Below are 24,527 nucleotides of genomic sequence, written 5' to 3'. Positions count from 1 at the left end.
AACGGGGCGCTGAAGACCCGATCTTCAGCGCCCCGCGGTCAGTCAGTCCCGAGGGGCATCAGCCCTGGTTGATCGGAAGGGCAACGAAGCGGCTGCCGTTCTCCGATTCGACCTGGAAGAGCGCCTTGGTGCGGCCGTCCTTCTTGGCCTGATCGATCACCTTCATCACATCAGCTGCCGAGGAGACCGCCTGATTGTTGACGGAGGTGATCTTTTCACCGGCCTTCATGCCCTTGTCGGCGGCATCGGAGTCGGGATCGACGTCGATGATCGACAGGCCCTTGCCGTCTTCAGCCGGAGCAACGGAAATGCCCATGTTGGCAAGCGCCTGCTCTGTGGCCGGAGCCTGGGTGTCGCCTTCCTTGCCGGCCAGCGCCTGCTCGCTCGGCAGCGTGCCGAGATCGACCTTGACGGATGTGGCCTTGCCTTCACGCCACAGCGAAACATCGACCTGGGTTCCGGGAGGGAAAGCGGCGATTCGACGAGCGAGATCGCGCGGATCCTTGACCGGTTCGCCATTAACGGCGGTCACGACGTCACCCTGCTTGATGCCTGCCTTGTCGCCCGGCGAACCGGCCTGCGGCGAGACGACCAGAGCACCGCTTGCCTCGGACAGGCCAAGCGAGTCTGCGATATCCTGGGTTACCGGCTGGATCTGCACGCCGAGCCAGCCACGCTGCACGGCGCCACCTTCCTTGAGCTTGGCGATCACATCCTTGGCGACGGATGCCGGGATAGCGAAGGCGATACCGACGTTGCCGCCGGAGGGCGAGAAGATCGCGGTATTGATACCGACCACCTGACCGGCCAGGTTGAAGTCCGGACCGCCGGAGTTGCCGCGGTTCACGGCGGCGTCGATCTGGATGTAGTCGTCATACGGGCCGGAGCCGATATCGCGGCCACGGGCAGAGATGATACCGGCCGTCACCGTACCGCCGAGGCCGAAGGGGTTGCCGACGGCAACGACCCAATCGCCGACGCGCATGGATTCGTCATTGGCGAATTCGACATAGGTGAACTTCTGCTTCGGATTCTCAACCTTGAGCAAAGCGAGGTCGGTGCGGCTGTCCTTGCCGACCAGCTTGGCGTCGAGCTCCTTACCGTCGTTCATGACCACGGTGAAGGCAGCGCCGTCATCGACAACGTGATTGTTGGTGACGATATAGCCGTCTTCGGAAATGAAAAAGCCGGAGCCCTGCGAAGTCGGGCGCAGGCGGCCCTTGCCCTCGCCATGTTCACGCGGGCGGGCATTCGGACCGGCACCGGGGCCCTTGCCGTCAGGGCCGGGCATGCCGAATTCCTTGAAGAAGCGCTTCAGCGGATGGTCGTCCGGCAGGTCATCGAAACCGCGGCCACCGAAATTGAAGGAGAAATTGCTCTCGTCGGAAGCCGTATCCTGCACGTTGGACTGGACACGGACGGAGACTACGGCCGGGGATACGGCAGCGACGACATCGGCGAAGCTCGGGACCTGTGCGGCCTGAACCTTGACGGCTTCCGCATAGGCTGAGTTGATGGCGACCGGAAGAGTGCCGGCCAGCATCAGCGCGGCAAGGCCGGCTGCGGTCGAGTTCTTAAGGATCGTCTTGAGGTTGGAGCGACCGTTCTTGTCAGACATGGATCTTACCTTCATCTGTTCTGCTTGCTGGAGGCCGGGAACCACCCCGGCGGGAAGCGGTGGATGAAGGAGATATAGGGCGCGTCACCTTACTGCGAACTGTACGGAGAATGAAAACTTCGTAATCTTTGCAGGATACCGAAGAAGCCCCCATTCGGCTCCCGGCCTGTCCCGCATCACTCGTCCAGCAACTTGCCGAGACGGGCTTCCTCTTCGGCGGAAAGTTTTTGCGGAACGGGCTTGCTGCGGCCCCGCGCATAGGCAAAGGCAACGCCGAGACCGATGACGAAAAGCACGCCTGGAAGCCCCCAGAGCAGCAGCGTGTGCATGGAAAGGCGTGGCTTCAGCAGTACGAATTCACCGTAACGCGATACGACATAGTCGATCACCTGCTGGTCGCTGTCGCCATCGACGATCCGCTCGCGCACGAGCAGGCGCAGGTCGCGAGCAAGCTCGGCATTCGAATCGTCGATCGACTGGTTCTGGCAGACCATGCAGCGCAGTTGGGCGGAAAGGTCCCTCGCCCGCTGTTCCAGCTTGGGGTCGGGCAGGATCTCGTCCGGGTTGACGGCGAGCGCCGGAAGGGGTGCGAGGAGGAGAAAAAGCAGAAGGAATGATGCAAGTCCCCCTCTGGCCTGCCGGCCATCTCCCCCACGAGGGGGGAGAAGACGCGCGGCAAGGCCCTGCATCCACCGTGACAGCCAAGTGAAGCGGTAAAGCCCCTCCCCCTTGTGGGGAGAGGTTGGGGAGGGGTTCATCCGAAAAGGCTCTGCCGTCCTCATTCCGCAGCTCCCAATGCCGCCGGTGCCGCGACCTTTGCGGCCCGCTTTGGCACGCCGACCCGCAGGCGGCGGTCGGAGAGCGAGACGAAGCCACCGGCCATCATGATCAGCGCGCCATACCAGATGCAGAGGATATAGGGCTTCCACCAGATGCGAACGACGATGCCGCCGTCATCCATAGGATCGCCGAGAGACACGTAAAGCTGATTGACGAGGTTGAAGGTACGTATGCCCGCTTCCGTCGTTGGCATGCGCCGCGCCGTGTAGAGCCGCTTGGAGGACCAGAAGTCGCCCTTGTCGACACCGCTCTGACGGATGGTGAAGTGGCCCCGCTCCTCCGTATAGTTCGGCCCGACTGCCTGCTTCATGCCATCGAAGGTGATGGAGTAGCCGCCGGCCTCAGCCGTCGCGCCGGGCTTCATTTCGACAACGGTTTCCGTCTCGAAGGTGGTAACGGCAACGATGCCCAGCACCGTCACGCCAAAGCCGAAATGGGCGAGCGCCGTGCCGATGGCCGAGCGCGGCAGGCCGTTCAGGCGGCTCAGCGCGGTCCGGAACGGCACCTTGCGGAAGCCGGACCGATACCAGAGGTCAGAGAGTGCACCGAAGATCAGGAAGAAGCCGGCGGCAAGACCGAACACCGCCATCACCGGGCCGCCATTTTGGATATAGTAGACGATGATCGCGAAAACGAAGGCGATGATTGCGGCAGCAAACAGCCGCTGCATCGCGCCGAGCAAATCGCCGCGCTTCCAGGCCAGCAACGGCCCGAACGGCACGGCCACCAGAAGCGGCGTCATCAGCAGGCCGAAGGTCAGGTTGAAGAACGGCGCGCCGACCGAGATCTTCTCACCCGTCAGGGTTTCCAGCAGCAGCGGATAAAGCGTGCCGATCAGCACGGTCGCTGCCGAGACGGTCAGGATCAGGTTGTTGAGCACCAGCGCGCCCTCGCGCGAGATCGGCTGGAACAGGCCACCCGCCTTCAGCATCGGCGCGCGGAAGGCGAAGAGACTGAACGCCCCACCGATGAAGATCGTCAGGATGCACAGGATGAAGATACCGCGGCTCGGATCGGTGGCGAAGGCATGCACCGAGGTCAGAACGCCGGAGCGCACAAGGAAGGTGCCGAGCAGTGACAGCGAGAATGTCAGTATGGCAAGCAGCACGGTCCAGATCTTCAGCGCGTCGCGCTTTTCCATGACCAGCGCCGAATGCAGAAGCGCCGTGCCCGCGAGCCACGGCATGAAGGAGGCGTTTTCGACCGGGTCCCAGAACCACCAGCCGCCCCAGCCGAGTTCGTAATAGGCCCAATAGGAACCCATGGCGATACCGGCGGTCAGGAAGGTCCAGGCGGCAAGCGTCCACGGCCGCACCCAGCGGGCCCATGCCGCATCGATCCGTCCGTCGATGAGCGCCGCGATGGCGAAGGAGAAGCAGACGGAGAAGCCGACATAGCCGAGATAGAGCAGCGGCGGATGAATGGCGAGGCCGACATCCTGCAGAACCGGATTAAGGTCCTTGCCTTCCGCCGGCACCGGCGAAAGCCGGATGAAGGGGTTGGAGGTCATGAGGATGAACAGCGTGAAAGCCGTAGTGATCCAGGCCTGCACGGCCAGCACATTGGCCTTCAATCGCTCCGGCAGGTTGCGCCCGAAGAAGGCGACGAGCGCGCTGAACAGGCTCAGGATCAGCAGCCAGAGCATCATGGATCCCTCGTGATTGCCCCATACGCCGGAGAAACGATAGATCGCCGGCATCAGCGAATGGGAATTCTCCCAGACGTTCTCCACCGAGAAATCGGAAACCATATAGGCCCAGGTCAGCACGCCGAAGGAGAAGGCGACCAACGCAAATCCTGCCAGCGTACCGGTGACGGCAACCGACATCAGTCCCTTGTCGCCCTTTCGCGCGCCGATCACCGGCAGCACGGAGACGATCAGCGCCGTCGCCAGCGCCAGCACGAGGGCATAATGGCCAAGCTCGATGATCATTGGGTCTTCCCCTCGCCTTCCCAGACGCCGTCCTTCTTCAGGCGGTCGGCAACTTCCTTCGGCATATAGTTCTCGTCATGCTTGGCAAGCACGCTGTCGGCGACGAAACCGCCGGCGGCATCGAATGCCCCCTCGGTGACGACGCCCTGCCCTTCGCGGAAAAGATCCGGCAGGATGCCGGTATAGGAGACCGGCACCGTGCCCGTGCCGTCCGTCACGGAAAACTTGACTGTCGAGCCCTCGCCGCGCACGACCGACCCTTCTGCCACGAGGCCGCCGAGGCGGATGCGCGTCCCCGGGCCGACTGCCGTCTTTTCGAGATCGGAGGGCATGTAGAAATAGGCGACCGACTGACCGAAGGCGAACATCATCAGCAGCACGGCTGCGATGATGAAGCTCATGCCGCCGGCGATGACGGCCAGTCTCTTCTGCTTGCGGGTCATTTCAATGCCTCCTCAACCGGCAGGCCGAGTTCACGGGCCATGGCGATCAGTTGCTTACCTTCCTCCCCGTCGGCAGGGAAGGCGGCAAGCCCGTCCTTCAATGCGCCGACCGCGCGTTCCGGTTCCTTCAACATCGCATAGGAGCGCACGAGGCGCATCCATCCCTCAAAATTCTTCGGATCGTCCTTGAGTTTGGCGTCCAGACTGTCGACCATGCCGCGGATCATCGCCATGCGATCCCCCGCAGACATGTCCTGCGCGGCAGCCACATCGGCCTCGCTCGGATTGCCGGGTGCAGCGGGAGCAGCTGGGACGTCGTCACCGTTTGCGGCGATATGCTGGCTGACGAGCGGAACCCAGGGCGCTTCCTTCGGCGAGGCCGCCAGCAGTTTCTCGAACGCAGCCTTTGCCTCGGCGCGCTTGCCGGCCTGTTCCAGCGCCAGAGCCAGATAGAACTCGGCGCGCGGATTGTTGCTGTCGAGACGCAACGCCTCCTCGAAGGCCGAGCGGGCGTCTTCCGTCACGATCCCGCCACTGCCTGCGACCAGCACTTCGCCGAGACCGCTCATACGCGCCGGGTTGGTTCCGAGGAACCGAATGGCGTTGCGATAGGCAAGCTCGGCGTCGCCGATGCGTTGGCTCTTGAAGTAGATCGGGGCCAACACATCCCAGCCCGCCCCGTCATTGGGGTTTTCCGCCAGATGGCGTTCGGCCTTGGCGACCAGAAGTTCCAGATTGTTACCGGGATTTTCCAGCCGCTCGGCAAGCGGTGCCGCAGGCATGCCCGGACTACCTGTCAGCAGATAGAGCCCGAGCCCTATCGCGGGAAGACAGAGGATGATGAAAGCCTGTGCCAGGGGATGATGGCCCGTGCGAACGCCCTTGCTTGCCTTGGCTGCGCCCTTGCCGGTCGAAACTGAAAGCAGGCGGCGACCGATCTCGGCGCGGGCATAATCGGCGTCTTCGGCGGAGATCAGACCGAGACCCTTGTCCCGCTCGAGTTCGCGCAACTGATCGCGATAGACGGCTGCCTCACCGACATCGTCGTCCGGCTCGCTCGCTGCCCCCTTGAGCAACGGCAGCAGCAGGACGACGGCAACGGTAACCGTCAGGAGAGCGGAGATGATCCAGAACAGCATGGCGTCCAATTACTTCAAGCCGAAGCCCAATCCAACAGACAAACGGCCAATGACGCAAAGTTGAGGCGTTTGGCCGCAAGTCGAGCTGTAAGGAAGAGAACGCCTGCAAGCCTTGACTTATGTCAAGGGCGTCCAGGTGCCGTCGCTGTTGCGGCAGGCCGCCCCACGCGTCTCGATCTGCTTGCCGTTGTCGACCAGCTTGTGCGTGTACTGCCGGCAATTCTGCTGACCGACCTGATAAGGAGCGGCCGCAACCACCTGTCCGCTCACGTCTCCGCCCTGCCACGCAACCGGCTGACCACCCGGGGCCGCTTCCAGCGCGCGATATTCGGCTTCGAGCGCCCGCTGGCGTTCGCTGTTCGAAAGCTTGACACCCGAGCGCGACACAATGCCGCCCTGCAGCGCGGAAATGTAGAGGGTCGAGGAATTCGCCTTGCTGGAGGATGCGAGGCCTCCACGCGAGCCACCCGTGGTGCCGCAGCCCGTCAATGCAAGCGCAGTCAGCGCTACCATTGCCACCGAACGAATGCGAGTATCACCCATCGAACCAGCCCAAGTCTCGTCGAAACGCCCGATTGTCACTTCAATCCTCGCTCTGCTGCGGCACGCACATGGCATCTTTATGGCCGGCATTGTTTTTCATAGGTATATCGATCACGCAGTGTCTCTTGTCACAGCCGGCAGCACAAGTCTCGCTTTCAATCCACCAATTTCTGCACGCGACAGGCCGAAGACCCCCTGATATTCGCTGGAAATCTCCTTGACGATCGAAAGGCCGAGGCCGGTTCCCGGCTTGCTCTCGTCCAGCCGTTTGCCGCGCTTCAGCGCCTCGCCTATCTGGTCGGGCTTCAGTCCGGGACCGTCGTCATCGACCGTCACCTCGATCCAGTGGCGTCTTCCGCTATCCGTGCCGCCCGCACTTAAATCCGTGTGCGACGCGCGAAGGAGGACCGTGTTTTTGGCAAAGCGCGCCGCGTTTTCCAGAAGATTGCCGACGGTTTCCTCGACATCCTGCTGTTCCATCGCGAATGTCAGGCCGGGAGCGACCTCGAGGCGAAATTCGGTTTCAGGATTGAGCCGGCGCATGACGCGGACCAGCCGCTCGAGCACCGGTTCGGCGTCGGTTCGGGCGAGAACGGAATCCCTCTGCGCGGCGATGCGGGCGCGGTTCAGGTAAGACGTCACCTGCCCCTGCATGGCTTCCGCCTGGCTCACCACCACCTCGCCATGGGTCTTGTCGAGCGTTCGCGCTTCGTTGAGCAGAACCGCAATCGGCGTCTTCAGCGAATGCGCAAGGTTGCCGACCTGCATGCGGGCCCGTTCGACGATACGGCGGTTGCTGTCGATCAGCGCGTTGATCTCGTTGGCGAGCGGCTGGATCTCACGCGGGAATTCCCCCTCGATCCGCTCTGCCTCGCCGCCGCGAATCTTCTCCAATGCGCGCCGCGCCCGGTCTAGGGGTTTCAGGCCATAGAGAATGGCAAGACCGTTGACCACGAGACCACCAAAACCAAATAGGGCGAGAGCAGCATAAAGCCGCGTCGAGAAGAAGGAGATTTCCTCCTCGACCACTTCGAGATTGCCGGAAACGCGAAAACGCGCCGCGCGCCCCTCGCCGTCGAGCACGACTTCGGTTTCGGCCACCCTCAGCCGGTTCCCGGAGGCGTCTTCCATCGGATAGAAGCGCTCGTAATGTTCGTCGAAGGGATATTCCTCCAGCCCTGGCACCGGCAGGTTGGTCATGCCGAGCGAGGTGGAGGCGAGCGGCGCTGCGCCATAGCTGCCGAGCGGCTCGACCAGCCAGTACCAGCCGCTTTCGGGCTGGGAGAATCGCAGGTCTCCAAGCTCGGGGCTTCCGGCAAGGCTGTTGCCGTCGCTGACCGAAACCGAGTTGATGACGTTGTAGAGCTGGGCGCGCAGCAGATTGTTGAAGCCGCGTTCGACGCCCTGCCGGTAGAGAGCCGAAATCACCACGGCAATGGTTATCAGAGCCGCCGCCGACCAGAGCGTCGCCAGCAACAGAACCCTTGCCGTGAGCGATTTCAGCGCCATCTCAGGGCGCTTGGATGCGGTAGCCGAGACCGCGCACGGTCTCGATCATGTCGATGCCGATCTTCTTGCGCAGCCGGCCGACAAAAACTTCGATGGTGTTCGAATCGCGGTCGAAATCCTGATCGTAGAGATGCTCGACAAGTTCGGTGCGCGACACGACCTCGCCCATGTGGTGCATCAGGTAGGAGAGCAGCCGGTACTCGTGCGAGGTGAGCTTCAGCGCCACACCGTTGACGGTCGCCTTGGAACTCTTGGTGTCGAGGCGCACAGGACCGCAGACGATTTCCGACGAGGCATGGCCCGCCGCCCGGCGGATCAGGGCGCGGATGCGCGCCAGCACTTCCTCGACGTGGAACGGCTTGGCAACATAGTCGTCGGCGCCGGCGTCGATGCCGGCCACCTTGTCGCTCCAGCGATCACGGGCGGTCAGGATCAGCACAGGCATGACGCGGCCGGCCGCCCGCCATTTTTCCAGCACGGTGATGCCGTCCATTTCCGGCAGGCCGATATCGAGGATCACGGCGTCATAGGGCTCGGTATCGCCGAGGAAGTGGCCTTCCTCCCCATCCATTGCCTTGTCGACAACATAGCCAGCCTCCTGCAGCGCTTCGACGAGCTGCCGGCTGAGATTGACATCGTCCTCGACGACGAGAATGCGCATAAGATTTGCCCCCTGCCTGCCTGCGTCCGTCCCGACACGATCAATGCCGGGACGGTTGATTGTTTTGGATGTCGGTTATTCCGAAACCTGCATCGTCACCTTGCGCGGGCGTTCGTTGCCGCTACCGGGCACGAGCACCGTGATGATGCACTGGCCGCCGGACTGGCGCACCGAAAGGAGCTGTCCTCCGACCTCGGAAACAGCCCTTGCCGCGGCTGCGCGGCAATCGGTCCGTGCACGGTTGCTGTCGTCCTGCGACTGAATGAGCACAGGCGCCGGCGTCGTGGCATCGGACGCAAAATAGGGCCACGAGGGAACCGCGAGGCCCGCCGCCAGACCCGTGATGACCATCAATGATGCCATAGCTAATTCTTCCGGACTACTTTTACTGTTGCCGGATTATGTATCGCATGACGTCTGAATGGCAAATGAATGCTGGTTACATCGGGTTCATCTTGCGTGTTTCGATGCCCTGCGTCGCCTTCAGACGCCCGTATATCGCAAGCAGGCCACCGAGCGCGCCTGCGGCGGAAACCGCGATGTCGGCAAGCTGCAACTGGTCGGCCGCGGTGAGTTCGAAGCCCGCAAGCCGGAGCGTCGATGCCCCGATTGCGATCAGCGCGCCCCACACCGTCTTCGACTGATACCATTGTTTCAGGTCGTTCATGCCATGCTCCTTTTGCTGCTTGGTTGATTGTTTTCAGGCACAAGATGTTGACCGGTCGACTTATCGAGGAGCGTGACGGCTTCTCGCTCAGCCGTGCCGCTTGTCCCTTCTCCCAGCCTGCGGGGAGAAGGTGCCGGCAGGCGGACGAGGGGCCGTGCCCAACGCCTGACGTCACCCCACCGTCACCGACGCCTCGGCGGCAGTCCCCATCGCCACCCGCCCGATCTGCCGGACGCGAAATCTGAGAGACGTCTGTGACATGCCGAAATCGGCAAGCTCCAGCGCCTGCGGATAGATCCAGCGCGGCTCGCCGACCTCGACCGTGCGCACTGGCACGTTTCCGTCGATAACCTCGACCCGGTACATCTCCTCCGCCTCATCAAGCGGAATGTCGGCACCCAACCAATTGTCGGCATCGACACGGCCGCGGCGCACCCAGCCGAGTGCGATATCGCCCTCCGGCGCTCTCGTGGCCCGCAGGTGCACCGGAGCAATCGGCGTCTGAGCCCTCATGCCACCGGTAAATACGAACGGTCCCCTGGCTGTAGCCACCCCACCAGCAGCCTCGGCAATGTAGTTCAGCGCCAGCCCCGCCTCTTCTCCCGCAAGCCCGACCGGCTTCACTGCCTCGTCCAGCAGCACCACGGTCGCGCCTTCAACGGCACCCGCCGCCATCGCATCCTCCGTGCCGGCAAGACCGCGCAGCAGGGCCGTCAGTCGCCAGCGCCCCGCAGCAATTTCCTGCGCTCCAGCAAAGGCGAGGATTTCCCAGTCTCCGCTGGCGGAACGCACCGCCAGCCGGTTCGCCCCGTTCAGCACTGCGAGCCGGCTCGCCGAGGAAAGACCGCCGAAGGAAAGCGTCACGTCCAGCGTCCGCGCCATGTCGAAGCGTCCCGAGACGCCGGGCAGCAGCGGAGCGGCCAGCACGCCCATGGTCGCCGGGCGTTCGAGAACAGTGCGCAGCCCATAGCCTTCCGCCTCGGCGGAGGCGGATATCGCGATGCGCCGCCATGGCCGGCAGAAGCCCGCGACCCGCGCGAAGCCCGCCGCCTCTCCCGCCGCGTATTGCGGCAGGTCCATGAAGGCGAGAAGCGGTGCAAAGCCCGCCGATGCCGGATTGTCCGGAACGCGCCCGTCCGCCGCCGAGACCCGGAGCGCGGATGTCGCCGCCGCCACCTCCCGCAGCGTCAGCCGCCGAGCCGCACCGTCGTCGATTTCCTCGACAAGGAAGCGTCCCGCCGGCCCCTTGGGAAAGGCCAGGATATCCCCTGGCTGCACCTCGATTTCGCCCGGTCCGAGTGAAAGTTCCAACCGCCGGCGCCTAATACGGTAGTCGCGCAGCATGGATTCCGCTGCCGCGAGCGCCGTTTCCTCGGGAATGACGGCCGCGAGATCGCGGGCGAGCTGGCGCGTCGTCGCCGCTTCCACCCGCCGCGAGCGAACGCTCGCCTCGGCGTAATCGGCCGCCGGGTCGTAGAAGGTCAGCATCGCTTCGGCGGCGAAATCGCTGTCATGGCCGCGCGTTTCCCGCCAAAGCGGTTCGTCTTCGATATCGGCAAGAACCGGCATTGCCGTTGCGGCCAGCCCGGCGGCCGCCCGCGAACGGAAACGCAGGACGGCGCCGTCCTCGATCACGTCGATCAGGAAGGCCTCGGCCAGCGGCTCGATCAGGCCGCGGGCGGAAGCGAGATCACCCTGCACATAGCCGCCGAGATCGCCTGCCACTTCCGACACGTCGTAGTCGTAAAAACCGTGGTCGTCGAGGATTGCGGCAAGCGTATCGGCAAGTGTCGCCGTGCCCAGCCGCCCGTTCAGCCAGTGGCCCGTCCGCCAGTTGCCACCATCGGCCCAGAGCCCGGTGTCGAGCGGAAAGGCCGGCTGCGGCCGCGCATCCCAGCACCAGAGAAACAACCGGTCGGGATCGACCATACCGGCCGGCACGCCCGCGCCCTGCCAATGGCCAAGATGGGCCTCCAGAAAACGCCGCTGCTGGCTATCCGCCCTGACACCTCCCGAAAAATGCGGCAAGGCGCTTTCCGCCGATTTCGGATCAACGAAGACATTCGGCTGGTTCGCGCCCTTGTCGAGTGCCGGACAGCCGAGTTCGGTGAACCAGACCGGCTTCATCCCCGGCGTCCATGCCGTCGGCAAAGCTTTCTCCGCACCGTTCACCCTGTCGTAATGACGGTTCGCCCACCAGCCGGCGATATCCTTGTAGCGGAAGACCCAGGGCTTGCCGGCCAGCCCGTCGGTAATAGGCGTGCGGATGCGCGCGGCCCGGTCGGCATCGTTCGCATAATACCAGTCGAACCCCTCGCCGCCCGCTATCTGCACGGCCATCGCCGATGCATCGTCGGGCGTGGCAAAACCATCGGGATTGCCAGCCTCCAGATCGCCGTCGCGCCAGTCGGAGAGCGGCATGTAATTGTCGATGCCGACCGCATCGATCGCGGGGCTGGCCCAGAGCGGATCGAGGTGGAAATGGACGTTTCCCGTCCCGTCCTGCGGATGATGGCCGAAATATTCGCTCCAGTCCGCGCCATAGGTGATCTTCGTGCCGGCCCCGAGGATCGCCCTGACATCCGTCGCCAGTTCCACCAGCGCCTCGACAAAGGGAAAGGCGTCCGCCCCGTCCCTCAGCGTCGTCAGCCCTCGCAGTTCCGAGCCGATCAGGAAGCCGTCGACGCCGCCGGCCGCCTTGGCCAGCAACGCATAATGCAGCACCAACCGGCGATAGCCCTCGTCCACGCCGGCATAGGCGACGGCAGTTCCCGACACCGTGAAATCACCGGCCTCAGCCGAGCCGCAGAAGGCCCCGACCGCTCCCCTTGCGCCCGCCGTCCCGTCCGGCGAACCGGCGCGCCCCGGCGCCGGATGGCAGGTGATACGCCCGCGCCAGGGATAGGGCGCCTGTTCCGCGCCGCCATAGGGGTCCGGCAGGCCATTGCCGGCCGGCACATCCATCATCAGGAAGGGATAGAGCGTCACCTTCAGCCCACGCGCCTTCAGATCCCTGATCGCCTCGACCACGCCTGCATCGTCAGGCGTGCCGCCATAGGCCGGGCCGCCCTCATGGCGGCTCACCAGCCGTGCCTCCGCCCGCCCCATGCCGCAAACGCGCCACGCCCGGCTTTCGTCATCGCGGGAAGAAACCTCGACGCCCGGCACGACCCGGCATTCGCCGGCTCTCAGGTCCGTGCCGAACCAGCTCACCACCAGCGCCACGTTTTCGAGATTCGGGCAAAGCGCCTGTAGTTCATCTATCGAGGCCTGCCAGTCGGTCGAGGCGGTCAGCGTGTTGCGGTTGAGAATGCGCTCCTCGCCATCCCCCGCCTGCTCCGAAACTGCCGTTGCCGCATAGCCGTGCTCTGTCGCGCCCGGAATGATCGTCACGGCGCGGATATCGCTTTCCAGCCTGCCGACCGGGCGGATCACCTCGAACTGCAACAACGGAATGCGGTTGCCGAAATCGTCGAGCGGCAGCCGTTCGAACACCACATAGGCAAGCCCGCGATAAGCAGGCGCATTGCCCGCCCCCTGCTTCGCCTCGATCAGCGGATCGGCAAGCTGGCTTTCCGACCCCGGATAGAAGCGCATCTCCAGGCCGGTCAGGTCGATTTCCTGCCCGTCGGCCCACGCCCTTCGGATCGCCGCCACCGGCCCTTCGCAGAGCCCGAAGGCGACGTTGGCGAAATAGCTGTAGGTCTTCACCCGCGTTCCCGTCGCCTTGCCGCCGGCGCGTTCGGTCGTCACCTCCTCCTCGAAGCGCGTCGCCCAGATCAGCGTGCCGCCGAGCCTTGCTGTGCCGTAAAGCCGCGGGATCGCCGTTCCCTCCGAGGCCCCCGGCAGCCTTGCCGCCGAGAGGCGCGACCCCGTCACCGTCGAACCGCCGATCAGCATGCGGTCGACGGCGCTGCCGGCAAGCGCGCCGGCGGCCCGGCCGACCACAGCGCCCAGCGGGCCGAAGACGGAGCCGAGTGCCGCACCCGCCGCCTGGAAAAGAATGGTCGCCATGGAAGGACCTCAGAGAATGTCGGGAAAACGAAAGACGCCGGCAACCCGTCTTTTCCACGCCGGCACCAGCGCCGAGCGGATCACGGCCGCCTGCTCATAGGCATGGATGAAATGGTCGGGACCGGAGAGAATACCGGCATGTTTGGCGGCGAAGTGCGGACGGAAGCGGAAGACCAAAAGATCGCCCGCTTCTGCTTCCGCAAGACTTGAAACTGGCACGAAATGCCTCATGGCGGCATCGAGCAGCCGCTCCTTACCCGCCCTTTCCGCCCAATCCGGCGCATAGACCGGCACTACCTCCGGCTCTTCGCCATAAAGATCGCGCCAGACACCGCGCACCAGTCCGAGGCAATCGCAACCGATCCCCGCCGCCGATCCCTGATGACGATATGGCGTGCCGATATAGCGCCCGGCCGCAGCCAGAACGCGGTTGCCCATGGCAGTCATGGCATGCCCTCCCGGAATTGAAAGGATTGCAGTTCACCCCTCATGCGCCTGCGTCCTGCGGCCCTGCCTCCCCACAAGCGGTAGATAAAGCTCGTATCAAGGACATGTGGGCGGTGCGGGAGCCCCTCCCCCTTGTGGGGAGGAGTTGGGAGGGGTCTTCGCTCTGTAGCAAAACCCCTCCCGCCTGCGTCCTGCGGACCCCTCACCACAAGGGGGAGGGTTAAGAATGCCGCAACGCGCACGTTCCCTATGCGTTTATACTGACACTTGCGGGGCGAAGTTCCCGGCAGAGATGAGGGGCAAGGCCAGATCTTTGAGAAGCGCGACCTCTTCCCCCGTCATGCCGGGCTTGTTCCGGCATCCGGCGACCCGACGTCCGTCGGGTCCAAAGACCCTTTCAGCCCGACAACTTGGGCCGGCGGGATGCCTGTGACGAGCACAGGCATGACGAACCGGAACCAGCCTCACTCATAAAGCACGCTCCCGTCATGCAGGCTCTCGCCCTTCACGTAGGAATAGGCGAAGTCGCTGCCCGGCATATGCGGAAAGCCCCGGAAGTTCGCGGCGTTGGCAAACCGGTCGCGGCAGGTGGAAAACGCCTTGTCGCAACCGATGGAAACGGTGACTGCGTCTCCCGCCTCCGGCACCCCTTCCAGCGGCAACCAGAGTCTGAGCCGCACCCCGCCCGTCGCCGCCTCGCTGTCCTCCACCTGAACAGAGACGCCGGCGTTGGCGCCGGTATCGAAAACCAGCCGGCCGAGCCGGAAATGCCCGTCCGCGACGCCTGCCGGCAGCACAACCACGATCCGGTCCCGGCTTTCAACGGCAACCACCGTCCCGGAAAGCCGCCGCCCGCCCGCCGTCATGTCGATGCCGCAGCGACCGTCGCCGAGGCTCGCGTCGCAGCGGCGGTTGTAGATCCGCCCGTTTTCCTGCGACAGCCGGTGGGCGAAGCTCCTAAGTTCGGCGGTAAAGGCCTCGCCGGCCCGCGAGACCTCGCCGATTTCCTTCACGGACACCAGCAGGTGCTGCGCCTCCGGTTCCTGCCAATTGACGAGGAAAACCTCCACCCGTGCGCCGTCGTAGCACCCGGCCGCAAGGTCGGCCTCGGTGATCGCCTCGCTGGAGAAGCCGCCGGTCACCTCCGCCGCCGGCGCCGCCATGCCGCCCGTCTCCCGCGCTTCACTCGCGGTAAAGCCGCTCGCCGCCCGGAATGTCGTGCCGGCAAACACCAGCGGATGGTCATGCTCGGTAAACCCCAGCACCACCCCATCCCTGCGCTCCACCCGCCAGGCGCGGCAAAGCGTCGTCACTCCGCCCTCGATATGGGCGGCCAGTGCTTGCGGTATCTTTCTCATGGCAGGATCTCGATCAGCGGAATGGTGGGAATGCGACCGGCCCGGAAGGCCTCGATGTTGAGATCGATGCGCTCGGTATCGAAGCGCACCGGCACGTCGAATTCGAATCCCGCCCGTACAAGCGCGCCGGACTGAGGAATATAATCCTCATCGATGACAACAAGACCGGTCGCCGCATCACAGGTGAAGGCGGAAGCCGGGAGTTCAACGCCCTCGGCCGCAAGCCGCACCGTGCCCGCCACCGGCTTGGCGATCACCCGCCGCCATTCGCCCGCCGCATCGCCATAGGTCTTCGCAAGCTGGAAGGTCACGGTCTCGCCGTTCCCCTCGCCGATCACCTGGTCGAAGGGCGTTACCGCCCGGTCGGGCGCGCAGGATTTCCCGTCCACCGGATCGCGGAAGCGAAAGCCATGGAGACCGCCGCCCCGCGCCTCGAAGAAGGAAAGCACCTCGTAAAGGTCCGCCACCGAGCGCATCCCGGACCCCGCATCGTAAGCGCGCCGGCTGTCGCGCCAGCGGCGGTTACGCGCCTCCCTGCCGTTCGACAGGTTGACAATGTCGGTGCGCCGCACCGGCCCGCCCGTCACGTTGAGCGACAGGCGCAGCGGAAACCGCACCTCGTGAAAACCGTCTGCCATCGGCATGCCTCCCTACAGATTCCGCCGGCCGCGCCCGACCGAGCGGGCCAGCATCGCGGTGATCTGGCCTTCGCTGCGGGCAAAGCTCGCGGCATTCGTCGCCGTCACGTTGAAATTGATCTGCGTCGTTCCGCCTTCGCCCGCGGCAACCCCGAGCGAACCGTCAGCCCCGCGCTTCAGCGGCAGGATCGCCTCCGAACCCGCCTCGCCCATCAGGCCGAGATCGCCGCCCAGCGGAAAATAGGTCGGCGCGGAGACCACACCACCCGTTGCAAACGGCGTCACCCGTCCCGGCACGCCGCCATCGGCAAAGGGCAGGATGGAACCGAACCCCGCCGTCAGCGACGAGATCAGCCCCGAGGTCAGCGTCGAAAGCATGGTTTCGAGCGGCTTCAGCCCGGAGGCCAGCGCCACGTCGGAAAGCCGCAACCCCAGCGTCCTCAGGGTATCGTCCAGCCCCTTGCCGCCGATGGTGGCGCTCTTCAGCGCCCCGGTCAGCGCCCGGCCGAAACTCGCCGAGCGGTTTTCAAGATCGTCAAGCACCTTCAGCGCCGTCGACGCATCCAGCTCGACCGCAAACGAAAGACCGTCGTCATTCATGGTTGAATGCTCCTTTGAACAAAACGGAGGCAAGTTCGATACGTTCCGCACCGTCATGCCTGTGCTCGTCACAGGCATCCAGCCAGCCCAAGTCCTTGGGCTGAAAGACCCTTTCGGCCTCTCATCCGCCTGCGTCCTACGGCACCTTCTCCCCGCAAGCGGGGAGAAGGTTAGGGTCAGAGTGAGGGGCAGGGACAGTTGGGGTTAGGTGCAGACTCGTGGCAGATAAACGAGACCCACCCCTCAATCCGGAAAGGCCCGCATCAGCATCTCCAGCCCGTCCCGCCTCAACCGGCCGGGCCGCGGCGCAAATGCACCCGTCATCGCGGCATACTCGACGAGGCTCAGCTCCCAGAAACGCTTCGGATCGAGCCGCAGGCGGCAAAGGCCAGTGTCGAGCACCGCCCCCCAGGGAAAGGGACGCGCTCCCGTCTTGTCGCCTGCGGCTCTCAAGGGTCCTGGCAACGGTCCGGGGAGGACTTGCCGGACCCGTCGATCGTCCTGCTCGCCTCATCAGGGGCAAATGTCAGCGTCAGCAGTTCGCGCACCACCGCGGCGGCACCCGCCACGCCCCCCTCGACCGCCATGCAGCCCACGTCCTCGTCGCTGAAACGGTTGCCGCCGCCGCGCAGGCCCGCGGCGATGATGCTCATCAGATCCGCCGCCTTCAGCCGCCCGCTGGAAAAGCGCTCGGCAAGCCCTGCCAGGCTATCGGCCTGAAACATCGTTTCCAGCTCGGCCAGCGCGCCGAGCGTCAGGCAGAGAATGCCGCGCTCGCCGTCGATCACCGCCTCCACCTCGCCGCGCCTGCGGTTCGCCCTGAAGACCGAAGGCGCAAGATCGCCCGCGCCCCGCATCAGAGCGCCCCGAAGGAAAGTTGTCCCGCCGATTCCAGCGCCAGTTCGAAAGTCACCTCGCCGTCATGCGCGCCGGCATATTCGAGCGCGGTGATCTGGAAGAGGCCAGTCACAGTGCCGAAGTCGGGAATGACCACCTGCCACGAGACAATCTCGCCGGCGAAGAAAGCCGAGCGCACCCGCGCGTCCGAGGCCTGGTCCTTGAACAGGCCCGCGCCGGACAGCGAGGCGCGCTGCACGCCGGCTCCGGCCAGCAGTTCCCGCCAGCGACCGGCGCTTTCCCCGTCCGTCACGTCGACCGTCTCGGCATTGAAGGCGAGCCGCTTCGAGCGCAGCCCGGCGACAGTCATGTATGCGCTTCCATCCAGAACCTTGAGCAGCAGGTCCTTGCCCTTCTGTGCGACCATGTCGGTTTCCTTCTCTTGTCCGTTCGTTCCGTGGATTTTCCGGGAGGCTCGCCGGTTGCCCGCGACTTCGGAAAGCCGTACAGGAAATGGCCCCTCCGGAATTTCTTCATGTCGTCTTCGCGCCTCCGCCTCATCGCCCTGCTCGCCGTCAGCCAGATCGCCGGCTGGGGCGTGAGCTTCGACATGCCCGGCGTCTTCGGCCGGCGCATCGCCGCCGATCTCGGCATGTCGAACGAGATGGCCTTTGCCGGCCTCACGGTGATGATGCTGGTTTCGGGTTTCGCCGGCCCGCTGGTCGGACGGCTGCTGAAACGTCATGGCGCAGCCCGCGTCCTTGCCGCCGGTTCGCTTGCCTTCAGCGCCGGCCTGTTCATGCTTTCGATAGCGCAGGGTCCGGCAAGCTATTTCGCCGCCTGGCTGGTCATCGGTTTCGGCGGCGCCTTCGGACTGTCCGTTCCCTGCTATGCCGCCGTCGTCGAGCGCGAAGGTTCCGATGCCAAGCGCAGCATCGGCCTTCTGATGATCTTCACCGGTCTATCGGCAACTTTCGCCTGGCCTGCGCTTAGCTTCTTCGGCGATCTCTATGGCTGGCGGCCTACGCTCATGGGTGCTGCCCTCCTGCATCTGCTGCTGCTCGCGCCGCTGCATCTCTTCGGCCTGCCCGCCCCATCGGATGGCAATACGGCGGGCCAGGCCTCGGCGGATCGGGAGCCGCTCGCGCTGTCGCCCGACCAGTCCCGCCTCGCCTTCCGGCTGATCGCGGTCATCACCATCACCTTCAGCCTGCTCACCCTCGGCCTCGCCCCGTCGCTCCTCGAGCTGCTGCAGCAGTCCGGCGCATCCGCCGCCGTCGCCCTGCAGCTCGGTTCGCTCAGGTCCGTGCTCGGCATCGCCGCCCGCGCCGTCGATACGCTGGCCGGCAAAAAGGCCTCGCCGCTGTTTTCCGGCAAGCTCGCATGCCTCCTGATGTTCGTCGCCATGCCGGTGCTCGCGCTGTCCGGCGGCGCCGCCCTGCCGCTCTTCCTGTTCATCGCGCTTTATGGCTTCGGATCGGGCATCTCGGCGCTGTCGCGGGCGCTCCTGCCGCTCGGCTTCTTCTCCGCCAGCCGCTACGCGCAGCTTTCGGCGCAATTGTCGCTGCCGGCCAATCTCGCCATGGCGATCGCGCCCGTCATCGTCACCTTCCTGATCGATCGCGGCGGCCCCAATGCCGTGCTCGCCTATTGCGCAGGCCTCGCCGTCGTCTCGCTCGTGGCCTTCCTCAGCCTTTCTCGTATCGAAAAGCGCGCCGGCTCAACCGGTTGACACAAGCGTTTCCAGAACAGCCCGGAACTGCACCTCCGCCACGAACAGCGTTGTCTTCGGCTCGCGCCGGCTGACGCTCGCCCGATGGGCAAAGCTCACCAGTGCATGCCCAGCCACATCCAACGTCGCATCATGTAACAGCCTTCGCACCGCCCCGGCGATCTCCTCGGCCTCACGTCGGCTCACCTTCGACCAGGCCTCCAGCGTCAGCAGGATTTCCGCTCCGTCCTCGCTCGCGGTCGAAAAGTCCCGCGTCTCCACCTCGCCGATCACCAGCGCCGGAAGCGGCAAGCCCGCTATGCGCCGGTCGCGGATGCCGTCCGCGCCGATCACGGCAACAAGCGCCGCATCGGCGACCAGCCTTGTATGGACCGCCTTCAGCAGTTCATTCACCGGATTTGCCATCGGTCTCACCTTCCGCCGTTCTATCGTCTGCCGCACCGCCGCGTTTCGATGACAAGGCCAGCCCCACGTCTTCGCGTCCGTCCTTCGAACGTCGAGCAAGCCTCGTCGAAAGCGCCCGCGACAGCGCCGTCTTCAGATCTCCGCCGGTCAGGTGTATCGCGGCCTTCATCGCCCTTCCTCCCGGCAGCGGCAGGCGAGATAGCGGCCGCTCTCATCGGGATCGCGCACGCTTTCCACCGTGAAATGCCTGTTGCCCTTCACGAAACGCATGCCCGAGACGAGATCGCCGCGCCGGCGCACCCAGATCTCGTGGGTAATCTCCACGGTCTCGGCGCCTGCCCGTTCCTCGACCTTCGCGGCAAGCGGCGTCACCAGCGCCCAGACGCTGGCTACCACCTCGAAAGTCTCGGCAGCACCGCCCTGCCCGTCGGAAACCGGCACGGGACGCTCCAGCAACAGCCGGGCGCTGAGCCGGCCGGGGTCGAAATCGGCAATCCCCATGGTCAGAGCCTCCGTCGGCGATAAGGTGCGATCAGCCGTTCGTAGCCCGCCGGCATCGCCGCCGGCTGGTCCTCCAGCGAGACCGCGCCGCGCACGGAAAACATCAGCGCCACATGGGAAAGCATCACCCGTTTCAGCGTGCCCGGCACCTCCGCGCCGGTATCGCCGAAGCCCGCGATGAAATCGATCTCGATGCCGTTGATCGCGCGGCCCGGCGCCGGCGTCTCGCGAAGCCACAGCCGCGCCGGCCGGCCGTTGCCCTCCAGTAGGTGATCTGCGAGCGACACGAGGGACGGTTCTCCCGCCTCGTCATAGACGGTCACGGTCTCGATTGCGCTGACGGGACCGCGCTCGATGCGGATCACGCCATCGTCAGGCCAGCGGTCGAGCGCCAGCCGGAACCCCTGCGTCATCAGCGCAAGGCCGGTCTCGCGTTCCAGATGCTCACGGGCGACCGTGATCAGCCCCTCGATCAGCGCATTCTCGTCATCGGTATCGACCCTGAGATGCGCCTTGGCCTCGGCCAGCGTCACCGGCTCGCCCGCGGGCGGCACGGTCGGGATATAGGTCATGAATGTCTCCTGTATTGGGGGCATGGGCCGTTATCCGCCGAAAGCAGCGGCATGGCGCGGTGCGTGGAGCCCCTCCCCCTTGTGGGGAGGGGTTGGGGAGGGGTCTTCACTCCACATCAAAACCCCGCCCGCCTGCCGGCCACCCTCCCCACAAGGGGGAGGGTTAGGAATGCCGCGCCGTCTCCGCTCCCTCTTCCCGCCTGCGGGCAGAAGGACAGGCCAGGCATACGGCTCGACCCCGGTCAGGGTTAAGAGACAAGGACGGTTGAAGATGGAGCGCGACTGGCCCCATCCCGCCTCATCAGTTCGCCGAGAACTTCACCAACTTGATCGCCTCGAAGTTCTGCACCCCACCGCCGACGCGCTTGGTGGTGTAGAACAGCACGTAGGGCTTGGCCGAATAGGGGTCGCGCAGCACGCGGACACCCACCCGGTCGACCACGAGGTAGCCGGCGCGGAAGTCGCCGAAGGCGATCGCGGTTGCGTCGGCGGCAATCGCCGGCATGTCCTCGGCCTCGGCCACCGGGAAGCCCATCAGCGAGGCCGCCTCACCTGCCTTGGCCGGTGGCTGCCAGATGTAGTTGCCGTCGGCATCCTTGAACTTGCGGATCTGCCCCTGCGTCTTGCGGCTCATCAGGAAGCTCGCATTCTGGCGATGACCGGCCTTCAGCGCATAGACCACGTCGACCAGAACGTCGGAGGCGCCGGCGGCGGAAAACGCCCCCGCGGCCCCCGTCGCCACATAGCCGATCTTGCCCCATTCCCAGGCGCTGTCGGCCACCTGATCGTAGGCAAGCAGACCCTTCGGCTTGTTCACGCCGTCGCCGGTGACGAAGGCCGTGCCTTCCTGCTCGGCAAAGGCGATGTCCACCTCGCCGGCGATCCAGGCCTCGATGTCGACGGCCGCATCGTCGAGCAACGCCTGGCTTGCGGCCGGCATGGCGTAAAGCTCCATGGTCGGGAAGGAGAGTTCGGCAAGCTGGGCCGTTGCCGTCTGCGGCCGCGCCGCGGTCTCCGACACCCAGCCCGCCGTCATGCCGGCCAGCGAGAAGGGTTTCTTCAACACCGAACCCGAAACCCGCCTGACGCTTGCCAGCGCACGCACCGGCGAGACGACGGAAAGCCGGCGGCCAATCTCGCTGTCGGTTTCCGGCGGCACCAGATAGCCGCCGTCGGCGGGCGCACCCGCGCTCATCGCCTTGGCTTCCAGTTCGCGCAGGCCGCTTTCGTCGCCGCGACGGATATAGGCGTCGAAGGCCGCCTTGTGCTCGGCCGCCTCGATCTCGCCTGCCCCGCCTCGGGAAAGCGACGGACGCATCTTCTTCAGCAGCATCTCGTCGATCATCCGGCTCTGGTCGTCCATCGCCTTGTTGATGCGCTCCACCTTGTCGTGGGTCACGACGTCGGAAACGAGCCTTTCCTCGATTTCCGAAAGCCTGCGGTCGTTGACTTCCTTGAACGCCTCGAAAGCGCCCATGAAGTCCTCGAAGGCCGCCGTCACGCCGTCCGGCACGGCCTTCACTTCCGGGGCCACTTCCGGGGCCACTCCCAGGGAAGAACCGCGCTTTGCAGGCTGCTTGTCATGCATGTTTTCCATTCTCGTCATCCTTTCCTGAAGACACTCGTCGCCATTGCCCGCGCTGCCCGGCGCATGGCGCGGACGAGCTCGGTTTCCCTGTCGCGGTAGAACCGCGCATGTTTCACGTTCGAGACCCGTGCCGCCGGCAGCATGGGGAAGGTCACCACCGAGATCTCCCAGAGATCGGCCTCGAGGATGCGGCGCACGCCGCTTCCCTTGTCGGAGCGCGCACGCACGGTGCGGAAGCCGATGGAAAGCCCATCCAGCGCGCCGGATTTCATCAGCGCATGCACCTCGCGGGCACGCGCCACGCCGGGCGAAAGCACGCCCTCGACATAGAGGCCGCGCTCGTCCTCGCGGATCACCTTCCATGTGCCGATCGGCTCGGCGGGATCGTGCTGGAAGAGCATCCGCACACCGGCGGCACCGCGCGCCTTCAGCGATTTCGAAAAGGCCCCTGACACGATGGTGTCGCGGCCGAGGTCCACCTCGCCGAACAGGCTGGCATAGCCGGAAAAACTCCCGTCGCCCGAGACGCCCTTCAGCGTCAGGTTGGCACGGGTATGGGTCAGCGAAGGCGGTTCGCGCTTCGGCGTCATCGTCCTACTCCTCGTCATGGAATGATGTGTCTGTCCGGCGGCGATGGGAGACCTCACCTCTCGTTGGGGAGAGTGGCGTCCGGGAGCCGGATGAAAATGCCTGCCCGGTCGCGGTCAGGTTTCGGGCGGCCGCCCGCCATAGCGCTGGGCAAAGCGCGCCAGCACGCCGAGCGCCCACCATGCAGAAAGGCTAGCGGCCGCCGCTCCCGCCAGCATCGTCTCCTGCGGCGACAGGCTTGCGGCCACGTCGAGCTTGTGCACCAGCCACAGCCCCACCGGACCGCCGAAGATCAGGCCGCAGGCAACGCCGGTCAGGAAGCGGGTCGCCGCTTCGCGATTTCCCCTGGGCAGGAGATAGACGAGCGAGATCGCCGAGCCCGCGACCGCGCCGATCAGGCGGGCGGCGGAAACGCCGCCGTCGTGGCTGAAGTCAGTCATTTTTAATCTCTCGCAGCTAAGATAAATTCCGACCGGCCGCACGATCCCGCCAGGATTTCGTCTTACGATGGCGGCGGCCGGTCTCCTCCTCTCCGTCCATAGAACGAACGGAAGCGCCTTCACGCGGCGCTTTAAGCGGAGCGGTTTTGTCGAGTCGAAAGAATCGCTTGAAGGCAGAACCTCACACTCCGATTCCGCTTCCCCATGCAGCACTTTAAGGCGTTCATTTTCTGATTCAGCCGGAGGCCAAATTCCCGCCGGCCGAGGATCTCAATACCCCACGGCCTCGCGCTTTTCCTCCTCGGACAGGAAGTCCGCCGCCCCTACCCGCGCCCAAAGCGCGTCGCGCTCAGAGGCAAGTCCCGCCACCTGATCGAGGTCGGGAACGAGATTCAACGGTCTCAGGTAAAGCCCTGAAAGGAATGCCGAAAACCGTGCGGCGGTGCGCGTGACCAGCGGCAGCACGGTCAGCCGGTAGAAGGCGCGGTTGGCCTCCTGATAATTGGCATAGGTGTTGTCGCCGGGAATGCCGAGCAGCATGGGCGGCACACCGAAGGCGAGCGCGATGTCGCGAGCCGCGCCGTTTCTCGCCTCGACGAAGTCCATGTCCTTCGGCGAGAGCCCCATCGACTTCCAGTCGAGCCCACCCTCCAGAAGCAGAGGACGACCGGCCCGCATCGGCCCGGAATACCCTTCGTCCAGCTCCTGCTTCAGCCGCTCATACTGGTCGGCGGAAAGGTTGCCGCCCTCCTTCGGCTGATAGACCAGAGCGCCGGAGGGTCGCGCCGAATTGTCGAGCAGCGCCTTGTTCCAGCGACCCGACGCATTGTGCAGGTCGAGCGCGACCTGGGCAGCGGCAAGCGGCGGAGAACCCGTCTGGTCGTCGAGCGGATGAAAGAGCTTCAGATGCAGCAGCCCCTCCCCGTCGCGACCGGCGGCGATGCGACGGCGGCCAACATCGGCCCGGTAGTCATAGGCCTCCGGCCAGCCGTCCGCGCCCGTCACCACGCTCACCCGGTCGGGCCGCAGCAGGTGCAGTTCGGCCAACCGTTCGCCGAGTGTCAGCGGCTCGACATAGGCATTGCCCGAAAGCAGCAAGTGGCCATAAAGCGCTTCCATGAAGTCCGGGCCGCCCATGCGCGGGTTCGGCCGGGCGATCAGCGCCAGCACCGGGTGATCGCTCAGCTCGCGGCCGTCCTCACAGGCAAGCCAGGGGATTGCCGCGGCCGCCTCCGCTACCAGCCGCACCGTGCGGTGGGCGACGGGGTTTCTCATGAAGCCCTCGCGGGCAAGCGCCCCATAGGAACGGCCCGTCCAGTGCGCAGCCGCCTCCGCCGCGATCAGCGACAAACCGCCCGCTCCGACGGCTCCCTTGGTATCGCTCACCGTATTTGCGGACACGGGTGAACTTTCCGCCGGGCCACGCCACGGCAGACGAAACGACAGTCTCATCG

General features: G+C 65.1%; 27 protein-coding genes. 1 reads left to right on the top strand and 26 read right to left on the bottom strand.

Going from position 1 to position 24,527, the window contains the following annotated elements; genetic code table 11:
* Window positions 1-58: 58 nt before the first annotated feature.
* The 18 genes from NBH21_RS02750 to NBH21_RS02665 form a co-directional block, all read right to left on the bottom strand.
* Window positions 59-1,618: a Do family serine endopeptidase gene (locus NBH21_RS02750; RefSeq protein ID WP_250912418.1), complete on the bottom strand. Its 1,560-nt coding sequence runs from the start codon at window positions 1,616-1,618 to the stop codon at window positions 59-61.
* A 176-nt stretch (window positions 1,619-1,794) separates the two neighbouring features.
* On the bottom strand, window positions 1,795-2,376 hold the full coding sequence (locus NBH21_RS02745; RefSeq protein WP_425340369.1) for a cytochrome c-type biogenesis protein: 582 nt from the start codon (window positions 2,374-2,376) through the stop codon (window positions 1,795-1,797).
* A gap of 20 nt (window positions 2,377-2,396) precedes the next feature.
* A complete protein-coding gene (locus tag NBH21_RS02740; protein ID WP_250912417.1) occupies window positions 2,397-4,391 on the bottom strand; it encodes a heme lyase CcmF/NrfE family subunit in 1,995 nt (664 codons plus the stop codon).
* Entirely contained in the window at window positions 4,388-4,834 is a 447-nt protein-coding gene (ccmE, locus tag NBH21_RS02735) for a cytochrome c maturation protein CcmE (protein ID WP_250912416.1), read from the bottom strand. The genes NBH21_RS02740 and ccmE overlap by 4 nt, the downstream gene beginning before the upstream one ends.
* Window positions 4,831-5,973, bottom strand: coding sequence for a c-type cytochrome biogenesis protein CcmI (gene ccmI / locus NBH21_RS02730; protein WP_250912415.1), 1,143 nt, complete (start codon window positions 5,971-5,973; stop codon window positions 4,831-4,833). Before ccmI ends, ccmE begins: the two co-directional genes overlap by 4 nt.
* Before the next feature lie 117 nt (window positions 5,974-6,090).
* Window positions 6,091-6,516, bottom strand: a complete 426-nt coding sequence (locus NBH21_RS02725; protein WP_250912414.1) for a hypothetical protein — start codon at window positions 6,514-6,516, stop codon at window positions 6,091-6,093.
* Between the two features lie 111 nt (window positions 6,517-6,627).
* Window positions 6,628-8,025 carry a sensor histidine kinase gene (locus NBH21_RS02720; RefSeq protein ID WP_250912413.1) on the bottom strand — a complete coding sequence of 466 codons (1,398 nt, stop codon included), beginning with the start codon at window positions 8,023-8,025 and terminating at the stop codon, window positions 6,628-6,630.
* Window position 8,026: 1 nt separating this feature from the next.
* Complete coding sequence (locus tag NBH21_RS02715) at window positions 8,027-8,686, bottom strand: response regulator transcription factor (protein WP_099057179.1); 660 nt, start codon at window positions 8,684-8,686, stop codon at window positions 8,027-8,029.
* Window positions 8,687-8,761: 75 nt separating this feature from the next.
* Window positions 8,762-9,049: a hypothetical protein gene (locus NBH21_RS02710; protein ID WP_250912412.1), complete on the bottom strand. Its 288-nt coding sequence runs from the start codon at window positions 9,047-9,049 to the stop codon at window positions 8,762-8,764.
* Between the two features lie 76 nt (window positions 9,050-9,125).
* On the bottom strand, window positions 9,126-9,353 hold the full coding sequence (locus NBH21_RS02705; RefSeq protein WP_250912411.1) for a hypothetical protein: 228 nt from the start codon (window positions 9,351-9,353) through the stop codon (window positions 9,126-9,128).
* Window positions 9,354-9,524: 171 nt separating this feature from the next.
* Window positions 9,525-13,367, bottom strand: a complete 3,843-nt coding sequence (locus NBH21_RS02700) for a baseplate multidomain protein megatron (protein ID WP_250912410.1) — start codon at window positions 13,365-13,367, stop codon at window positions 9,525-9,527.
* 9 nt (window positions 13,368-13,376) lie between these two features.
* Window positions 13,377-13,814 carry an NlpC/P60 family protein gene (locus NBH21_RS02695; protein ID WP_250912409.1) on the bottom strand — a complete coding sequence of 146 codons (438 nt, stop codon included), beginning with the start codon at window positions 13,812-13,814 and terminating at the stop codon, window positions 13,377-13,379.
* 464 nt (window positions 13,815-14,278) lie between these two features.
* The gene (locus NBH21_RS02690) at window positions 14,279-15,172 is read right to left on the bottom strand and encodes a DUF2163 domain-containing protein (protein WP_250912408.1); all 894 of its coding nucleotides are present in this window, start codon (window positions 15,170-15,172) and stop codon (window positions 14,279-14,281) included.
* On the bottom strand, window positions 15,169-15,810 hold the full coding sequence (locus NBH21_RS02685) for a DUF2460 domain-containing protein (RefSeq protein ID WP_250912407.1): 642 nt from the start codon (window positions 15,808-15,810) through the stop codon (window positions 15,169-15,171). The genes NBH21_RS02690 and NBH21_RS02685 overlap by 4 nt, the downstream gene beginning before the upstream one ends.
* A gap of 12 nt (window positions 15,811-15,822) precedes the next feature.
* A complete protein-coding gene (locus NBH21_RS02680; RefSeq protein WP_250912406.1) occupies window positions 15,823-16,410 on the bottom strand; it encodes a phage tail tape measure protein in 588 nt (195 codons plus the stop codon).
* 243 nt (window positions 16,411-16,653) lie between these two features.
* Window positions 16,654-16,863: a phage tail assembly chaperone gene (locus NBH21_RS02675; protein ID WP_250912405.1), complete on the bottom strand. Its 210-nt coding sequence runs from the start codon at window positions 16,861-16,863 to the stop codon at window positions 16,654-16,656.
* The gene (locus NBH21_RS02670) at window positions 16,860-17,267 is read right to left on the bottom strand and encodes a gene transfer agent family protein (protein ID WP_250912404.1); all 408 of its coding nucleotides are present in this window, start codon (window positions 17,265-17,267) and stop codon (window positions 16,860-16,862) included. Before NBH21_RS02670 ends, NBH21_RS02675 begins: the two co-directional genes overlap by 4 nt.
* Entirely contained in the window at window positions 17,267-17,674 is a 408-nt protein-coding gene (locus NBH21_RS02665) for a phage major tail protein, TP901-1 family (protein ID WP_112831351.1), read from the bottom strand. Before NBH21_RS02665 ends, NBH21_RS02670 begins: the two co-directional genes overlap by 1 nt.
* A gap of 108 nt (window positions 17,675-17,782) precedes the next feature.
* Between NBH21_RS02665 and NBH21_RS02660 the strand changes: the two genes are divergently transcribed.
* A complete protein-coding gene (locus tag NBH21_RS02660; protein ID WP_250912403.1) occupies window positions 17,783-18,979 on the top strand; it encodes an MFS transporter in 1,197 nt (398 codons plus the stop codon).
* Here NBH21_RS02660 and NBH21_RS02655 read toward each other — a convergent pair.
* The 8 genes from NBH21_RS02655 to NBH21_RS02620 all read right to left on the bottom strand — a co-directional run bounded on the left by NBH21_RS02655 (window position 18,968) and on the right by NBH21_RS02620 (window position 24,525).
* Window positions 18,968-19,384, bottom strand: coding sequence for a DUF3168 domain-containing protein (locus tag NBH21_RS02655; RefSeq protein WP_250912402.1), 417 nt, complete (start codon window positions 19,382-19,384; stop codon window positions 18,968-18,970). The genes NBH21_RS02660 and NBH21_RS02655 overlap by 12 nt on opposite strands.
* Complete coding sequence (locus NBH21_RS02650) at window positions 19,365-19,553, bottom strand: hypothetical protein (protein ID WP_250912401.1); 189 nt, start codon at window positions 19,551-19,553, stop codon at window positions 19,365-19,367. The genes NBH21_RS02655 and NBH21_RS02650 overlap by 20 nt, the downstream gene beginning before the upstream one ends.
* Window positions 19,550-19,885 (bottom strand): phage head closure protein, encoded by a 336-nt coding sequence (locus tag NBH21_RS02645; RefSeq protein WP_250912400.1) that lies wholly within the window; start codon window positions 19,883-19,885, stop codon window positions 19,550-19,552. The genes NBH21_RS02650 and NBH21_RS02645 overlap by 4 nt, the downstream gene beginning before the upstream one ends.
* A gap of 2 nt (window positions 19,886-19,887) precedes the next feature.
* The gene (locus NBH21_RS02640; RefSeq protein WP_250912399.1) at window positions 19,888-20,457 is read right to left on the bottom strand and encodes a head-tail connector protein; all 570 of its coding nucleotides are present in this window, start codon (window positions 20,455-20,457) and stop codon (window positions 19,888-19,890) included.
* A 301-nt stretch (window positions 20,458-20,758) separates the two neighbouring features.
* Window positions 20,759-22,045 (bottom strand): phage major capsid protein, encoded by a 1,287-nt coding sequence (locus tag NBH21_RS02635; protein WP_250912803.1) that lies wholly within the window; start codon window positions 22,043-22,045, stop codon window positions 20,759-20,761.
* A gap of 14 nt (window positions 22,046-22,059) precedes the next feature.
* Window positions 22,060-22,635 (bottom strand): HK97 family phage prohead protease, encoded by a 576-nt coding sequence (locus NBH21_RS02630; protein WP_250912398.1) that lies wholly within the window; start codon window positions 22,633-22,635, stop codon window positions 22,060-22,062.
* A gap of 114 nt (window positions 22,636-22,749) precedes the next feature.
* The gene (locus tag NBH21_RS02625; protein ID WP_250912397.1) at window positions 22,750-23,073 is read right to left on the bottom strand and encodes a DUF6107 family protein; all 324 of its coding nucleotides are present in this window, start codon (window positions 23,071-23,073) and stop codon (window positions 22,750-22,752) included.
* 270 nt (window positions 23,074-23,343) lie between these two features.
* Window positions 23,344-24,525, bottom strand: coding sequence for a phage portal protein (locus tag NBH21_RS02620; protein WP_250912396.1), 1,182 nt, complete (start codon window positions 24,523-24,525; stop codon window positions 23,344-23,346).
* Between the last annotated feature and the right edge of the window lie 2 nt (window positions 24,526-24,527).

This window comes from Ciceribacter sichuanensis, assembly GCF_024055605.1.
GTDB classification, from domain to species: domain Bacteria; phylum Pseudomonadota; class Alphaproteobacteria; order Rhizobiales; family Rhizobiaceae; genus Allorhizobium; species Allorhizobium sichuanense.
Note: the sequence above shows the minus strand (reverse complement) of the source record. Positions and strands in the feature narration are given on the sequence as shown.

Excerpts from the sequence above, each read along its gene's own strand:
- NBH21_RS02650 (WP_250912401.1), bottom strand. The coding sequence starts at position 19,553 with ATGAAGGCCGCGATACACCTGACCGGCGGAGATCTGAAGACGGCGCTG.
- NBH21_RS02745 (WP_425340369.1), bottom strand. The coding sequence starts at position 2,376 with ATGAACCCCTCCCCAACCTCTCCCCACAAGGGGGAGGGGCTTTACCGC.
- NBH21_RS02630 (WP_250912398.1), bottom strand. The coding sequence starts at position 22,635 with ATGACGCCGAAGCGCGAACCGCCTTCGCTGACCCATACCCGTGCCAAC.
- ccmE (WP_250912416.1), bottom strand. The coding sequence starts at position 4,834 with ATGACCCGCAAGCAGAAGAGACTGGCCGTCATCGCCGGCGGCATGAGC.
- NBH21_RS02680 (WP_250912406.1), bottom strand. The coding sequence starts at position 16,410 with ATGAATGACGACGGTCTTTCGTTTGCGGTCGAGCTGGATGCGTCGACG.
- NBH21_RS02645 (WP_250912400.1), bottom strand. The coding sequence starts at position 19,885 with ATGGGGATTGCCGATTTCGACCCCGGCCGGCTCAGCGCCCGGCTGTTG.
- NBH21_RS02665 (WP_112831351.1), bottom strand. The coding sequence starts at position 17,674 with ATGGTCGCACAGAAGGGCAAGGACCTGCTGCTCAAGGTTCTGGATGGA.
- NBH21_RS02700 (WP_250912410.1), bottom strand. The coding sequence starts at position 13,367 with ATGGCGACCATTCTTTTCCAGGCGGCGGGTGCGGCACTCGGCTCCGTC.
- NBH21_RS02655 (WP_250912402.1), bottom strand. The coding sequence starts at position 19,384 with ATGGCAAATCCGGTGAATGAACTGCTGAAGGCGGTCCATACAAGGCTG.
- NBH21_RS02685 (WP_250912407.1), bottom strand. The coding sequence starts at position 15,810 with ATGGCAGACGGTTTTCACGAGGTGCGGTTTCCGCTGCGCCTGTCGCTC.
- NBH21_RS02720 (WP_250912413.1), bottom strand. The coding sequence starts at position 8,025 with ATGGCGCTGAAATCGCTCACGGCAAGGGTTCTGTTGCTGGCGACGCTC.
- NBH21_RS02725 (WP_250912414.1), bottom strand. The coding sequence starts at position 6,516 with ATGGGTGATACTCGCATTCGTTCGGTGGCAATGGTAGCGCTGACTGCG.
- NBH21_RS02690 (WP_250912408.1), bottom strand. The coding sequence starts at position 15,172 with ATGAGAAAGATACCGCAAGCACTGGCCGCCCATATCGAGGGCGGAGTG.
- NBH21_RS02695 (WP_250912409.1), bottom strand. The coding sequence starts at position 13,814 with ATGACTGCCATGGGCAACCGCGTTCTGGCTGCGGCCGGGCGCTATATC.
- NBH21_RS02640 (WP_250912399.1), bottom strand. The coding sequence starts at position 20,457 with ATGACCTATATCCCGACCGTGCCGCCCGCGGGCGAGCCGGTGACGCTG.
- NBH21_RS02670 (WP_250912404.1), bottom strand. The coding sequence starts at position 17,267 with ATGCGGGGCGCGGGCGATCTTGCGCCTTCGGTCTTCAGGGCGAACCGC.
- NBH21_RS02660 (WP_250912403.1), top strand. The coding sequence starts at position 17,783 with ATGTCGTCTTCGCGCCTCCGCCTCATCGCCCTGCTCGCCGTCAGCCAG.
- NBH21_RS02705 (WP_250912411.1), bottom strand. The coding sequence starts at position 9,353 with ATGAACGACCTGAAACAATGGTATCAGTCGAAGACGGTGTGGGGCGCG.
- NBH21_RS02625 (WP_250912397.1), bottom strand. The coding sequence starts at position 23,073 with ATGACTGACTTCAGCCACGACGGCGGCGTTTCCGCCGCCCGCCTGATC.
- NBH21_RS02715 (WP_099057179.1), bottom strand. The coding sequence starts at position 8,686 with ATGCGCATTCTCGTCGTCGAGGACGATGTCAATCTCAGCCGGCAGCTC.
- NBH21_RS02710 (WP_250912412.1), bottom strand. The coding sequence starts at position 9,049 with ATGGCATCATTGATGGTCATCACGGGTCTGGCGGCGGGCCTCGCGGTT.
- ccmI (WP_250912415.1), bottom strand. The coding sequence starts at position 5,973 with ATGCTGTTCTGGATCATCTCCGCTCTCCTGACGGTTACCGTTGCCGTC.
- NBH21_RS02635 (WP_250912803.1), bottom strand. The coding sequence starts at position 22,045 with ATGCATGACAAGCAGCCTGCAAAGCGCGGTTCTTCCCTGGGAGTGGCC.
- NBH21_RS02620 (WP_250912396.1), bottom strand. The coding sequence starts at position 24,525 with ATGAGACTGTCGTTTCGTCTGCCGTGGCGTGGCCCGGCGGAAAGTTCA.
- NBH21_RS02750 (WP_250912418.1), bottom strand. The coding sequence starts at position 1,618 with ATGTCTGACAAGAACGGTCGCTCCAACCTCAAGACGATCCTTAAGAAC.
- NBH21_RS02740 (WP_250912417.1), bottom strand. The coding sequence starts at position 4,391 with ATGATCATCGAGCTTGGCCATTATGCCCTCGTGCTGGCGCTGGCGACG.